Genomic DNA, 13,848 nt, shown 5'->3' on the forward strand with positions numbered 1-13,848 from the left:
TTCGAATTCCCGCTCTCCCATGCCGCTGTCTTCGCGCGCCCTGCCCCGCTTTGCGTTCTTCCTTCTGATGACCATCGGCGCATTGAGCAGCACCGCCCGGGCCCAGACCGCACCCGCCACCGCCACCAGCACAGAAAGCAGCGCAGGAAACAGCGCCGAAGCCAGCGATTGGAGCGTCGCTGTCGGCCCCGCGATTTACATGTCGCCCAAGTACCCAGGTGCGAAATCGAGCTTCGTGTTTCCGTGGATCGATCAGGAGATCGAATACAAGCACCGGTTCTTTTCCAAGGGGATGGACTTTGCAGGCGTGTACCTGGCTAACAACGACACGTGGCAGGTGGGCGGCAACTTCCAGTTCGACCCCACATGGCGCCATGCGCATGACGACGCGCGCCTGAACGGTCTGGGCAACGTCAATGCCACGGTGCGCGCAAAGGCGTTCGCGCAGTACACGGTGTCGTTCCTCACGCTGTCCACCGATGCGGAGCAGGACATCCTCGGTAACCGCCAGGGGTTGATCGCCAACGCCGATGTCTACGCAAGCGCGCCGCTCGGCCGCTGGCTGTTCAGCCTTGGCACCGGCGTGTCATGGACGAACGGTCAGTACATGCGTACGTTCTTTGGCGTGGACGATGGGCAGAGCGCCCGTTCGGGCCTGCCGGTATTTGCCACGCATGCGGGGCTGCGCGACATCCACTTCAATGCCATCGTCACGTGCAAGCTCGATGATCGGTGGACGGCCAATGGCTCGCTCACGGTTGCGCGGTTGCAAGGAGATGCTGCCGACAGCCCGATCATGCAGCGCCGCCAGCAGACCACGGCCATGGCTTCGCTTACATACCGGTTCCGCTGACGTCGCGCCCAAGATCGGGCGCCACGATATGCGCAATCGCTTGCGCAGGCAGGTGACGTTTGCCTCGCAAACTGTATGCACGAGGCAATCCGCCTATAAGACCAGAACTTGGCCCGCGCGCCTCTCAGCCAAACGGACCATGCTTCCTTTTCACAACAGGCATGCACGTGGACTAGCGCAATCGCCCCGGTTTTTTTGCTAGTCTGTTTGGCAAGCGGCGATCACTTCCGATCAATGCGCGGGCAGTGAACGGTGTCTTCCCACCGGCGGCGGACACCGCAAGACAGGAGGGCTTGACCATGTTGCGGTGGATTGCAAACTGGGCCTTGAGCCACGCACCCTCTCCCGAGAAGCAGGCCGAACGCGCGCTAAGCGAATTGCGCATGGAGCTGTACCAGGCAGAGCAGCGCGTGATGGATGCACAAATGCACGCGGACTATTACCGCGCCCGTATCACGTTCCTGGAAGACGTCGTCAAGAAGGGCATCGAGCGCGTCTCCGACCAGCGCAAGGGCAAGCAGGAAAGCGCCCACGCATTGCGCGCTGGTCTCAAGTTCACGGCCGAGCTGTGGCGCGAATCACAAGCGCGTGACTCGCACATGCTCAAGCGCCGCACGGCAATGTCGTTCATCGACCCGCACGACGCGCAGGTCGACGACTCGCACGCGCCGAAGATCCACCACTTCTCGAAGATCCCTGTGGATTCGCAGTTTGACGACAACGTGAGCGCGTTGCCCTCCAAGCACGCCGCGGCGGAGAAGGCATAGCGCGTGAGCTGGCCGGAGCGGCCAGCCCGCACGGCCATCGCATCAGGTACGTCGACACGTTCGGCTCCGTGTGCAGGCGGTGGCGCCTACGGTGCCACCATCGAGACGCCGTATTGCGCAAAGATGCGCTGCAGCTCGCCGCTGGCGCGCAGTGCATTGAGCGCACTCTCCAGCGCCTGCGCCAGTTCACGCTGATCCGCCTTGACGGCCATGCCGATTGCCCAGCCGCGTGCGGGCAGCAGCGGCGACTGCAGCTCGGTCGCCACAAAGCGCGTGGCAGATTGATTCTGCGCCTTCAGCGCACTTTCATATTGCGCCCGCGTCACCATTGCCGCGGCAATCTGGCCGGAGAACAGCGCACGCAGCGCCTCGTTGGCCTCCGGATAGATCTTCACCTTGTCTCGCAGGGCGCCGTTGGCGCTGGAAAGCAGCGCGCTTGCGCCGCCCGATCCCTGCTCGGCGCCAGTCGCCTGGCCGGCGAGGTCTTCGAAACTGCTGACCTTACCGACGCGCTCGCTGTCGTACACCAGCACGTAGCCTTCGCGAAGGTACGGCGCGAAGATCAGTACCTGGCCATTCTGGCGAATGAAATTCGGGTCGACCGGCACATGCAGCATCACGTCGGCCGGGCCGTACCCGAGGTAATGCCCCTTCCAGACCATGTTGCGCAGGTCGCCCGACATGCCGTCGTCATCTGCATCAAAGGGCAGCAACGACGCCGACAGACCCATCTGCTTGCCAAGCGCATTGGCAAGCGCCACATCAATGCCGCTGAATTGCCCCCCGACGTTATCGGAGAACGGCGGCAGGCCCTTGTACAGCGCGACCTTCAGGGCGCCGCTCTGGCGGATCTTCGCCATGTCGGCGTGTGCCGGCACGGCGCCCAACACCATGGCTGCCGCAGCAAGCAGGAGGCAGGCAAGGCGGCGAAAAGCTCCGGCCGCAGCCAACCGAAAACGGGCGTTCATGAGACATCTCCAGGCGGAAAAAAAATGAGCGAGCCGCTGCACACTAAGGCAGGGACAGCACCGGCTCGCCAAGCTGCCAACTGAGGCAGGCCGACCTACTAGTCCTCTACGCGGCGCGATTCCAGATACGTCTTGATCGCCCAGACCGCTTCCTGGGTCAGCACGTTCTCAAACGGCGGCATGTAGACGCGGCCGTCACGGGTGCGGCCGTGACGGACGGTGGCGGTGAAGTATTGCGACACCTCGCCGTAGCAGGCTTCCTTCTTCTTGGCATCGGCCAACGACATGCAGTCGGTGTCGAGCTTGCGCAGGTCGGGGGCGATCCCGCCGGAGATGGCCTCCAGCCCATGGCAGCGCGCGCAGTTCTGGTTGAACCCGGAGGAGCCGATCCGCAGCGCTTCGTCGTGTGCGGGACCGGTCCGGTATGGATTGTCCTGACGCCAATCGGCGCCGAGTTGCGGTAAGGTGTGCGTGTCTACGGCCTGCGGCGTGACATCGCCGTGAGCGGATGAGGTTGCGGGCAATCCCGCGGCCAGAAATGCGCAGGCAGAAAGCAGCGCGAGCAAGTTTTGAGGCGTTTTCAAGAGTGTCTCCTTGTTGTCGTTGAAACGATTTTTGGAGGCATTTCTGCAAGAGCCATACCAAGTCGAAAATCTGCCGGGAGACACCGCCAAGATCCGCCAAACGCTCCGGATATCGGAGGTACGGGTTGGCACAGGTGCTCAGGAATGCAACACCCTGGCAAGGGTCTTGCTTCATGGCGCAACACTTCCGGTTCGCTCCCTGGTTAATTGAGGCGATCCGGCCGACCCGCACACAGATTGCGGGCGAGGTTTTAGGAGACACACCATGACCCCTCACGCGGCAGCCGGCACGCGCGCTTCCGACAACGCCCCGGCCACGCTCGGTGACGCACCGCACGATCAGCCCGAACTGATCGCGCAATCGCACGAACGATCCAAGTCGTACGGCCTGCGGCCCTATGAATCGCCCGACTTCTGCCCGGTGCTGCACAACGAGCTGAAGACCGAGATCGAGCGCAGCCAGTCGCTGTTCACGCACGCGCTGCCCGTGATGGAGACGCTCTACAGCCAGATCGTCAACACGCAGAGCATGGTGATCCTGACCGACACGTCGGGCCTGATCCTGCATTCGATGGGCGACGACGATTTCCTGGCCCAGGCCAGCAAAGTAGCCCTGCAGCCGGGCGCGCTGTGGTCGGAAGCGAGCCGTGGCACCAACGCCATCGGCACGGCGCTGGCCGACGGCAAGCCCACACTGGTCCACGGCTCGGAGCACTACCTCGAAGCCAACCAGTTCCTCACCTGCTCGTGTGCGCCGATCTTTGATCCGTACGGCGCCACCGTGGGTGCGCTCGATGTGACGGGTGATCATCGTGGCTTCCACAAGCACACCATGGCGCTGGTGCGCATGTCGGCCCAGATGATCGAGAACCAGCTGTTTGCCAACACGTTCCAGGACGTGGTGTGCATCCACTTCCACTCGCGCCCGGAATTCATCGGCACGCTGGTCGAAGGAATTGCGGCCTTCACGCCGGCGGGGCGCTTCCTGTCGGCCAACCGCAGTGGCGAGTTCCAGCTCGGCCTGTCGATCCGCGCGCTTCAAGCACATACCTTTTCGTCGCTGTTCGGACTGTCGATGTCGCAGTTGATCGACCGGGAACGTACCGCGGCGGCAGGCATCGTGCAGTTGCAGCTGCCCAGCGGCGTGAAGGTATTTGCTCGCGTCGAATGGAAGCGGCCGGCCAACCGCATGGTGGGCGGTGCAATTGGCGCAGAACGTTCGACCGACCACGACACGGCGCCGCGCCGGGCCTACATCGAGCCATCCCGGCAACCGGCAAGCCTGGAGGCACTGGATACCGGCGATGCGCAGATCCAGACCGTGATCGGCAAGCTGCGCAAGGTCATCGGCAAAGACATCCCGGTCATGGTCCTGGGCGAAACCGGCACCGGCAAGGAACTGCTCGCGCGTGCCATCCACGCCGACAGCCCGCGCCATGCCGGCCCCTTCATCGCCGTGAATTGCGCGTCGATTCCGGAAGCGCTCATTGAATCCGAGTTGTTCGGCTACGAAGAAGGCGCCTTTACCGGCGCGCGCAAGAAGGGCGGCATCGGCAAGATGGTGCTGGCCAACGGCGGCACGCTCTTCCTCGACGAGATCGGCGACATGCCGCTGCACCTGCAGGCGCGGCTGCTGCGCGCCCTGCAAGAGCGTGCGGTCTCGCCGCTGGGCAGCAACAAGCTGATCCAGGTGGATGTGACGGTCGTGTGCGCGACGCACCGCAACATGCGCGAGATGGTGGCCAGCGGGCAGTTCCGTGAAGACCTGTACTACCGCCTCAACGGCCTGGTCGTGCGCCTGCCGGCATTGCGCGAGCGCACCGACCTGGACGTCGTGGCCGACAAGCTGCTGAAGCTCGAACAGGCCGACGCGCCCCCCATCAGCGAAGCCGTGATGCAGAAGTTCCGCAGCTACCACTGGCCCGGCAACATCCGCCAGCTCGGCAATCTACTGCGCACCGCCCGGCTGATGGCCGAAGGCGCGCCAGAGATCACCGAAGACCATCTGCCTGACGATTTTCTTGAAGACTGGCAGGCGCGCCATGGCGATCAGCCGGCTGCAGACAACGCGGTGGCGCCGACGGCGGCTGTGCCGCCCGTCACTCAAAGCGTGGGCGGCTCCCAGCCCAAGCGGCTGGCCGATGTGGAAAGCATGACGATCATGGCGGCCGTGAAGGCGCACAACGGCAACATCTCCGCTGCTGCAAAGGCGCTCGGCATTTCACGCAACACGATCTATCGCAGGATCGACGAGGCCGGCGGCTTGCCCTCAGACACCGACTGACCACGCCGATGCACGGATGGCAGCGCCCAGCGCTTTCGCCATTTCCCCTACCGCCAGGTGCCCACCCGGCACCCACACCAACCGCGCATGCGGTATCGCTGCAGACAATCGCAGCGCATTCCGGGGGCGGCAAACGTTGTCTTCCCGCCCATGCAGCAGCGTCACCGGCAATCCCCTCGCGCCGATACGCGCAGCCGCCCGCAGCAACGCTGATTTCCCAAGCCCTGCCCGCCGATACAGGTAATGCGCCTGCAACTGATACTTGCGCACGAGGGCCATGCGCTGCTGCCATGTTTGGCGACGTGTCTGCGGCGGCAGACCCAGCAGCCGATGTTCCGCACGCTGCCACGCCCTGACGATGTTCAATTTCTGAACAGTTGTACCAGGCTGCAACATGTCTGTTGCAACGAGAAGGCGCCCACGGGCTGCGGGAAAACCCTCGCCGCGCCCGTCGACGCTCCGCAAGAGATCACGGCCAGCGCCGCGCGCGTTGAACAGCGCCTGCACATCGTCGAAACCGGTCAGGAAAGCGCCGCGAAGCACGAGCGCCGATACGGCATTGGGAAAGCGATCAGCGTAGGCCAGCGCGAGCGCTGCGCCCCATGAGCCGCCGACCACGCCCCAGCGCTCAATGCCAAGTGCGACGCGCAGTTGCTCAAGATCGGCCAGCAGCGCCGTCACCGTATTACGCCGTAGCGTGCCGGCCGGTCGTGAGCGCCCGGCGCCGCGCTGGTCCGGGAGCACGGCGCGATGCAGCAGCGGATCGAACCACGCGGCCATCGAGGGCGCACAACCGCTGCCCGGGCCGCCGTGCAGCACCAGCCACGGCTCACCGCTGTCGTGCCCGCATTGGCGCACATGCAGACAATAGCCGTCAGGCGTGCGCAGGTTGAGGCGAGCGGAGGTGGTTGGCCAGTCGGAAGTGGGCATGGATGTTGCCTTGATGACGATGCGGCTGTGTTCGGCAAACGCCTGCGTCAGCCGCTGAACAACGCAGTGCACTCACTAACTATGCCAACCCTCAAGGAGGAGACATGAACTGGACAACGCCCGCCTATACCGAACTGCGACTCGGGTTCGAAATCACCATGTACATCGCCAACCGCTGATGCTGCACGGCTGAGCACGTAAGGCTCCACAGGCCCGCCGGTTCTTCACGGCGGGCTTTTTTTTCGGCTCGCGGCTTGCATGCCGTCCCGCCATCCCCTGGCCGACTTCTTGCTCAATCCGCCCGACACGTTGGATTTGCATCATGACAATACTCAGGGTTCTCGGCTCGGCCGCCGGCGGCGGTTTTCCGCAGTGGAACTGCAACTGTCGCAACTGCGATGGCGTGCGGCGCGGCACCGTGCGTGCCACTCCGCGCACGCAGTCGTCCATCGCACTCGGCGACGGCCAACACAACTGGATCGTGGTGAATGCCTCGCCGGACATCCTCGCGCAACTGCGCAGTTCACCGGCGCTGCAACCCGCACGCGCGCCGCGTGATACGGGCATCGTGGGCGTCGTGCTGATCGATGCGCAGATCGACCACGTGACCGGCTTGCTGATGCTGCGCGAGCATCGGCAGGCGCTGCCTGTCTATGCCAGCGCGGCCGTCATCAGCGATCTGTCCACCGCTTTCCCGCTCACACGCATGTTGTCGCACTACTGCGGGCTCGACACGCGCGCGCTGGCGCTGGACGGCACGGCGTTTTCGGTGCCTCCGCTCGACGACGTTGCGTTGACGGCGATCCCGCTGGAGAGCAAGGCGCCGCCCTATTCGCCCAGCCGCAACGCGCGTCGCGTGGGCGACAACATCGGCTTGCGCATCGTCGACAGAAAGAACGGCCGGCGGGCGTTCTACGCGCCCGGCCTTGCCCGCGTCGAACCGCATGTGTTCGACGAAATGGGCGCGGCCGACGTGGTGCTGGTGGACGGCACCTGCTGGCAAGACGACGAGATGCTCTCGCTTGGTTTTTCCACCAAGACGGCAGCCGACATGGGCCACCTCGCGCAATCGGGCCCGGGCGGCATGATCGAAGTGCTCGACCAGTTGCCCGCAAAGCGCAAGGTGCTCATTCATATCAACAACACCAACCCGATCCTCGATGAAGACTCGCCGCAGCGCCGCGAGTTGGAGGCGCACGGCATCGAGGTGGCTTACGACGGCATGGAAATCTCGCTATGACACATCCTGTTGCGTGGACGGCCGAAGACTTCGAAGCGCGGTTGCGCGCGAAGCAGGCGGGCTATCACATCCATCATCCATTCAACCTGCGCATGCGCGCCGGCGAATGCACGCCAGAGGAAATCCGCACGTGGGTTGCGAACCGGTTCTACTACCAGGTCAACATCCCGCTCAAGGATGCGGCCATCCTGTCCAACTGCCCTGACCGGGCAACGCGGCGCGAGTGGATCGTCCGCATTCATGATCACGATGGCGACGATGCGCGCCCCGGCGGCATCGAGAGTTGGGTGCGGCTGGGCGAAGCCGTGGGCCTGACGCGCGACGCACTGTGGTCTCACCAGCATCTGCTGCCGGGCGTGCGCTTTGCGGTGGATGCGTATGTGAACTTTGCGCGCCGAGCGCCGTGGCAGGAGGCGGTGTGCTCCTCGCTCACGGAGATGTTTGCGCCGGACATCCACAAGGAACGGCTGGCCGGCTGGCCCGATCACTATCCGTGGGTGCAGCCAGAAGGGCTGGCGTACTTCCGCTCACGCATTCCGCTGGCCTCGCGCGACGTCGAGCACGGCCTGCGCGTGACACTCGACTACTTCCGCACGCCCGAGCAGCAACAGCGTGCGCTGGACATCCTGCAGTTCAAGCTCGACATCCTCTGGTCGATGCTCGATGCCATCCAACAGGCCCACGCACATGAGCCCTCCCTTGCCTGATCCGGCCCACCCCATGCTGCACCGGACCTTCCGGCTGCAATGGGAAGACATGCAGCAGAGCTGGGTACTGCTGTACCCCGAGGGCATGGTCACCCTCAATGACAGCGCCGCTGCGATCCTGCAGCGCTGCGACGGTGCCCATACCCTCGACATGCTGATTGACGACCTGCAATCCGCCTTTGGCGTGCAGGGCATCGCTCCGGAGGTCCACGCCTTTGTCAAACATGCATTCGAACGCGGCTGGCTCGTTTGAGGCCGATTCGCTGCTGGCGCCGGCCGCCACGCCGATGCCCGGTCCGCCGCTCTGGCTGCTGGCCGAGCTGACCTATCGCTGCCCGCTGCATTGCGCCTTCTGTTCCAACCCGGTGGACTACACGCGGCACGATCGGGAACTCACCACCGAGCAGTGGTGCGATGTGTTCACCCAGGCGCGGGCGCTGGGCGCGGTGCAGCTCGGCCTGTCTGGCGGCGAGCCGCTATTGCGCAAGGATCTCGAAACGCTGGTCGCGCATGCGCATGGGCTCGGGTTCTACGTGAACCTCGTGACGTCCGGGGTGGGCCTGACCGATGCGCGGCTTGGGGCGTTGCGGGCTGCGGGGCTCGACCATATCCAGTTGTCGTTCCAAGACTCCACGCGTGAGATGAACGACTTTCTGTCGAGCACGCGCACCTTCGACTTGAAGCGCCGCGTGGCGGATTTGATCAAGGCCCACGGTTATCCGATGGTGATGAACTGCGTGATGCACCGGCATAACCTGCCGCACGTGGGCGCCATCATCGACATGGCGCTGGAGATCGGCGCCGAATACCTGGAACTCGCCAACACGCAGTACTACGGCTGGGCATGGGAGAACCGCCTGGCGCTGATGCCCACCCTGGAGCAACTGCGCGACGCCGAGGCTGTCGTGAACGACTACCGGACCCGCATCGGCAGCCGATGCCAATTGCTTTACGTCGTGCCGGACTACTTCGAGCAGCGCCCGAAGAAGTGTATGAACGGCTGGGGCACGACATTCCTCGGCATCGCGCCGGATGGCGTTGCGCTGCCCTGCCACTCGGCGCGCATGCTGCCGGGGCTGGAACTGCCGAACGTGCTCAGCCAGCCGCTGCGCGACATCTGGCGAAGCAGCGACGCCTTTCAACGCTTTCGCGGCACGCATTGGATGCCGGAGCCATGCCAGTCATGCGAATCGCGCGAGGAAGATGCCGGCGGCTGCCGCTGTCAGGCGTACCTGTTGACGGGCGATGCGACACGCACCGACCCGGTATGTGGAAAGTCGGCAGATCACGGCGCGCTGCAGCAGGTGGTGCTGCAAGGCCGGATGGCTGCGATGAACGGGTTCGGGCAGATGCGGGATACGTGCACCGGTGAAGTGCCGATCGTGTTCCGGACGGATGCGAATTCGCGCCGGCTGACACAGCCATAGAGCGCGGTCATAGAAAACAGAGAGGGCCGGACAATGCCGGCCCTCTCTTCTTTTCTTGCGAACAACGTAGAAGCCTAGGAACCTGAACTCAACACCCAGGCCACCAACTGCTTCGCTTCGTCTTCCTTGAGGTCGGGATGCGCGGGCATTGGGATGCGGCCCCACGTGCCCTTGCCACCGTCGCGCACTATCTGCGCCAGCCTGGTCGGCGCGTCAGCATCGCCCTTGTACTTGGCGGCCACGTCAGCAAAGGCCGGGCCGACGATCTTGGCATGCATGCTGTGGCACGAGAAGCAGCCGCTCTTGTCGGCCAGGGCCTGCATGTCGGGGGCGGCGTGGGAGGGTGCCGCGCCAATTGCTGCGCACGCTACCGCCAGCAACGAAAACACTCCATTACGCATGATCACGATCTGAAACTCCATGAAGCTGTGCGAGAGGCTGTGCGCCGCACAGGGCGCACAGCGCTCAACTCAGCACGTCAGTTCTTGTGCAACTTGAACACCCAAACCGAACCACCCTGCTCCAGGAAGTTCACACGCTTGGCTACTTCACCACCCCACAGCGGAACTGCACCACCCCAGCCCGACACCACGGCCACGAACTGCTCGCCGTTGTCTTCCCAGGTGACGGGGGGCGCAACGATGCCGCTGCCGGTCTGGAATTCCCACAGCTCCTTGCCGGTCTTGGCATCAGCCGCCTTCAGGTAGCCCTCGGGCGTGCCCCAGAACACCAGGCCGCCGGCAGTCGTCATCACACCACCCCACAGCGGGGCGTTGTTCTTGATCTGCCATTCAATCTTGCCGGTCTTCGGGTTGATCGCGCGCAGTGCGCCGATGTAATCCTCATTGAGAGGCTTGATGGTAAAGCCGGCGCCCAGGTAGGCCGCGCCCTTCTTGTAGCTGACGGGCTCGTTCCAGATCTCCATGCCCCACTCGTTGGCGGGCACGTAAAACAGACCGGTTTGCGGGCTGTAAGCCATCGGCATCTGGTTCTTGCCGCCCAGGAAGCCAGGCTCGGCAAACACCGCCTTGCCCTTCTTGTCTTCACCCGTGGCTTGCGCCGGATCGCCTGGCCGGTGCTCCGGTGCGTAGTTCGGGCGACCGGTCTTGAGGTCGATGCTGGTGGCCCAGTTGACCTTTACGAACGGGAACGCGTTGAGCAGCTTGCCGCTCTTCGCGTCGTTCACATAGAAGAAGCCGTTACGGTCAGCCTTGCCGCCGACGCGCTTGCCGTCCATGTCGAACGTGACGAACTCGTTCACACCATCGAAATCCCAGCCGTCGTTCGGGGTGTTCTGGTAGTGCCAGACGATCTTGCCGGTGTCCGGGTTGATGGCCAGCGTCGACGACGAATACAGGTTGTCGCCCTTGCGCAGGTGGCTGTTCCACGGGCCCGGGTTGCCGGTGCCGAAGTAGACCAGGTTGGTCTGCGGGTCATACGTGCCGCCCAGCCACGTCGATGCGCCACCGGTCTTCCACGTCTCGCCGGGCCAGCTCGCGTTGAGCGTGCCCGTCATGCCGTTCTCGGTCTTGTTGCCGTCCTTGTCGTACTTGTAGCCCATGTGGCCTTCGACCGTCGGACGCGACCAGATCAACTGGCCGGTCTTGGCATCGCGCGCTTCCACACGGCCCACCACGCCAAACTCGCCACCCGACACGCCCGTCAGCACCATGCCCTTCACGATCAGCGGTGCGGCGGTCGTCGAGTAGCCGGCGGCGTAGTCTTCGATCTTCTCCTTCCAGACGATCTTGCCGGTGTCCTGATTGAGCGCGATCAGTTGCGCATCCAGCGTGGAGAAGATGACCAGGTTGTCGTACAGCGCAGCGCCACGGTTGACGACGTCGCAGCACGGCATGATGCCTTCCGGCAAACGCTGCTCGTACTTCCACAGCTTCTTGCCGGTCTTCAGGTCGATCGCGTAGATGCGCGAGTACGACGCCGTGACGAACATCTTGCCGTTGTAGATCAGCGGCTGGGCTTCCTGCCCGCGCTGCTTCTCACCGCCAAACGAGAACGACCACGCCGGCACGAGCTGGCTGACATTCTTCGTGTTGATCTTGGTGAGCGTGGAGAAGCGCTGCCCTTGCGTACCCATGCCCCAGGTCAGCACGTCGTTCGACGATTTCGCGTCGTTCTCGATCATGGCATCGGTAACGGGGGGCGTTGCCGCGTGCACGGCAACACTTGCTGCCGCCATTGCAGCCGCAAGTGCAATCACTCGTAGTGTCCTCATTCTTGTCTCCTCTACCTCTATTTATGGTCCAGGTCCGGCAGTGTGATGTCACACCGGTCGGACTCAGGGCAAATCCCGTGCCATCGGAAAACGCCGTGAAATCACGGTTCTGACCCACTTGCAGCACGGTGTTGCGTGCCATACCGCAACACATCGTGTGTTCTGTTGCGAAATGGAGCAACGCCGTGAACGCAGCCCACGCGCAAACCGCGGCCTACAGCGCGCGCGTGCGCCCGCCCGGCAACATGCGCTGCACGCATTGCTGTGCATCGAGCCATTGGTGCTTGATCACGCCGGTAACGTGGAGCGCAACCAGGCAGAGCAGCAGATCGGCCGTCGTGCTGTGTACCGTGTAGAACATGTGCTGCAATGCGCTGTCGACCCAACCCCAGCGCGGCAAGGGCACGCCCCAGAAGCGCGTTCCGTATTGATTGAACGAAGACCCGAGGTAACCCGACAGCGGCATGACGACCATGCACATGTAGAGCAGGCGGTGGGTGATGCGCGCAAGCTCCGCCTCCCAGCAGTGCACCCCCGGGATCGAACGTGGCGCAGCACGGCGCAAGCGCACGGCTACACGCCACGCAATCACCAGCGCCGCCGTCAGGCCGAGCGATTTGTGCAGATTCACCCAGGCGGCCTTTCCGGGCGCGCCCTTGGCCAGACCCGTCATGTAGTAGCCCAGCGCGAACAGCCCGCATAGCAGCAAGGCGCTGACCCAATGCAAAGCGATCGGCAGGCCCGCGTAGGCAGGCGCCGGTGCGGTGGTGGGTCGATCAGCGCGGCGCATCAAGAGTGCCCACCGAGGTTGGATAGGTCACCACGCCCCAGGGCAGCTTGTAACCGGGGAGCGTATCGACGACCCCGCGCTTCTGCGCGTCGATCACCTGCACACTGTTCGACCGGCCGCAGGCAAGCAGCAGCTTCTGCCCGCCAGGCGTGAAGCTGAAATGCCAGCACCGCTTGCCCACCGGAATGGTGGCCACCGGCGCAAAGGTGCGGGCATCGAACACCTGCAGCTGATCTGCGCGGCTGGCGGCCACCCAGAGGTATCGGCCCTCGCGGTCAAACGCGATGCCGTACGGCCCCTGCCCAGTGGGCACGGTCTTGATTGGCTTGAAAGCGGCGTCGAGCAACAACAGGTTGTTCGAGTTTTCCAGCGTCACCACATAGGTCTTTCCATCCGGCGCGATCTTGATGCCGCGCGGCCGATTGCCGAACGGCGCGACATCCACCGACTGAATCTGCTTAAGCGTGGACAAGTCGTAGACGCCGACCGTGTTGTCACCCTCGTTCGCCACCAGCAGCAACTTGCCCTCCGGTGAAAACTCGATGGCTTCGGTCTCGCGGGCGGCCTTGATGCGGCCCACCACCGCCCATTGGCTGAGATCGATGATCGCGACTTCAGCGGGGGCTTCATCCTTCTCGCCCTTTTCTTCTTTTCCGGCTCGATCGCTCTTGCCTGGAGGGCCGCCCTCCGACGACGGTTCGTAAGTCACGAATGCCCGGAGGCCGTCGGGCGAGATGCGCATGAATTCGACATTCCTGCCGACTGCGATGCGTTTGATCTCCTTGCGTGTGGCCGTATCAACCACCGACACATCGGCGCTGCCTTGGTTGGCCGTCAGCAGCAAGCGGCCATCGGCCGTGATTGCCAGGCCGCGCGGGTCCTTGCCCACGGCAATCTCGTCAACCTGTTTGAGCGTGCGTGCACTCAGCACGGTCACGCCGCCGCCCTGATTCGTGACATAGGCGACGGGGTCCGGCACCTCGGCAACTGCCTGCAGCGTCGATACCAGACCCACGCTGATCAACGTGGCAATCCGGATGTAGTAGGTCAATGCATTCATGATCG

The 13,848-nt window shown here is 63.9% G+C and carries 15 protein-coding genes; 8 read left to right on the plus strand and 7 right to left on the minus strand.

From position 1 onward, the window contains the following. The first annotated feature begins 19 nt into the window (after positions 1-19). Positions 20-853 carry a MipA/OmpV family protein gene (locus NKG59_RS14770; protein WP_253538119.1) on the plus strand — a complete coding sequence of 278 codons (834 nt, stop codon included), beginning with the start codon at positions 20-22 and terminating at the stop codon, positions 851-853. Between the two features lie 326 nt (positions 854-1,179). Beyond that, a complete protein-coding gene (locus tag NKG59_RS14775; RefSeq protein WP_253538122.1) occupies positions 1,180-1,620 on the plus strand; it encodes a hypothetical protein in 441 nt (146 codons plus the stop codon). A gap of 86 nt (positions 1,621-1,706) precedes the next feature. Here NKG59_RS14775 and NKG59_RS14780 read toward each other — a convergent pair whose 3' ends face one another. Both NKG59_RS14780 and pedF read right to left on the minus strand, forming a co-directional pair. Next, positions 1,707-2,588 carry a substrate-binding periplasmic protein gene (locus NKG59_RS14780; RefSeq protein WP_045206007.1) on the minus strand — a complete coding sequence of 294 codons (882 nt, stop codon included), beginning with the start codon at positions 2,586-2,588 and terminating at the stop codon, positions 1,707-1,709. Between the two features lie 98 nt (positions 2,589-2,686). Beyond that, complete coding sequence (gene pedF / locus NKG59_RS14785; protein ID WP_045206006.1) at positions 2,687-3,172, minus strand: cytochrome c-550 PedF; 486 nt, start codon at positions 3,170-3,172, stop codon at positions 2,687-2,689. Positions 3,173-3,437: 265 nt separating this feature from the next. Between pedF and NKG59_RS14790 the strand changes: the two genes are divergently transcribed. Continuing rightward, positions 3,438-5,456, plus strand: coding sequence for a sigma-54-dependent Fis family transcriptional regulator (locus NKG59_RS14790; RefSeq protein ID WP_253538125.1), 2,019 nt, complete (start codon positions 3,438-3,440; stop codon positions 5,454-5,456). Here NKG59_RS14790 and NKG59_RS14795 read toward each other — a convergent pair. Beyond that, the gene (locus NKG59_RS14795; protein WP_253538127.1) at positions 5,442-6,386 is read right to left on the minus strand and encodes an alpha/beta fold hydrolase; all 945 of its coding nucleotides are present in this window, start codon (positions 6,384-6,386) and stop codon (positions 5,442-5,444) included. The two genes, NKG59_RS14790 and NKG59_RS14795, sit on opposite strands and share 15 nt — an antisense overlap. A gap of 104 nt (positions 6,387-6,490) precedes the next feature. On the opposite strand from NKG59_RS14795, the gene pqqA reads away from it, so the two are divergent. From pqqA to pqqE, 5 genes are all read left to right on the plus strand, one after another. Next, positions 6,491-6,565 carry a pyrroloquinoline quinone precursor peptide PqqA gene (gene pqqA / locus NKG59_RS14800; protein WP_009277446.1) on the plus strand — a complete coding sequence of 25 codons (75 nt, stop codon included), beginning with the start codon at positions 6,491-6,493 and terminating at the stop codon, positions 6,563-6,565. Between the two features lie 143 nt (positions 6,566-6,708). Then, the gene (gene pqqB, locus NKG59_RS14805; RefSeq protein WP_253538129.1) at positions 6,709-7,626 is read left to right on the plus strand and encodes a pyrroloquinoline quinone biosynthesis protein PqqB; all 918 of its coding nucleotides are present in this window, start codon (positions 6,709-6,711) and stop codon (positions 7,624-7,626) included. Next, positions 7,623-8,333 carry a pyrroloquinoline-quinone synthase PqqC gene (gene pqqC, locus NKG59_RS14810; protein ID WP_045206003.1) on the plus strand — a complete coding sequence of 237 codons (711 nt, stop codon included), beginning with the start codon at positions 7,623-7,625 and terminating at the stop codon, positions 8,331-8,333. The genes pqqB and pqqC overlap by 4 nt, the downstream gene beginning before the upstream one ends. Continuing rightward, a complete protein-coding gene (gene pqqD, locus NKG59_RS14815) occupies positions 8,314-8,586 on the plus strand; it encodes a pyrroloquinoline quinone biosynthesis peptide chaperone PqqD (protein WP_092969117.1) in 273 nt (90 codons plus the stop codon). The genes pqqC and pqqD overlap by 20 nt, the downstream gene beginning before the upstream one ends. Then, on the plus strand, positions 8,558-9,760 hold the full coding sequence (gene pqqE / locus NKG59_RS14820) for a pyrroloquinoline quinone biosynthesis protein PqqE (protein ID WP_253538131.1): 1,203 nt from the start codon (positions 8,558-8,560) through the stop codon (positions 9,758-9,760). Before pqqD ends, pqqE begins: the two co-directional genes overlap by 29 nt. 74 nt (positions 9,761-9,834) lie before the next feature. On the opposite strand, the gene NKG59_RS14825 is transcribed toward pqqE, so the two are convergent. From NKG59_RS14825 to NKG59_RS14840, 4 genes are all read right to left on the minus strand, one after another. Beyond that, on the minus strand, positions 9,835-10,167 hold the full coding sequence (locus tag NKG59_RS14825) for a c-type cytochrome (protein ID WP_253539096.1): 333 nt from the start codon (positions 10,165-10,167) through the stop codon (positions 9,835-9,837). A 71-nt stretch (positions 10,168-10,238) separates the two neighbouring features. Next, entirely contained in the window at positions 10,239-11,993 is a 1,755-nt protein-coding gene (locus NKG59_RS14830) for a PQQ-dependent methanol/ethanol family dehydrogenase (protein WP_253538134.1), read from the minus strand. A gap of 214 nt (positions 11,994-12,207) precedes the next feature. Next, positions 12,208-12,783: a cytochrome b gene (locus NKG59_RS14835; protein ID WP_253538136.1), complete on the minus strand. Its 576-nt coding sequence runs from the start codon at positions 12,781-12,783 to the stop codon at positions 12,208-12,210. Then, positions 12,770-13,843, minus strand: a complete 1,074-nt coding sequence (locus NKG59_RS14840) for a beta-propeller fold lactonase family protein (protein WP_253538138.1) — start codon at positions 13,841-13,843, stop codon at positions 12,770-12,772. Before NKG59_RS14840 ends, NKG59_RS14835 begins: the two co-directional genes overlap by 14 nt. Between the last annotated feature and the right edge of the window lie 5 nt (positions 13,844-13,848).

It is taken from the genome of Ralstonia chuxiongensis (assembly GCF_024158925.1).
GTDB lineage: Bacteria > Pseudomonadota > Gammaproteobacteria > Burkholderiales > Burkholderiaceae > Ralstonia > Ralstonia chuxiongensis.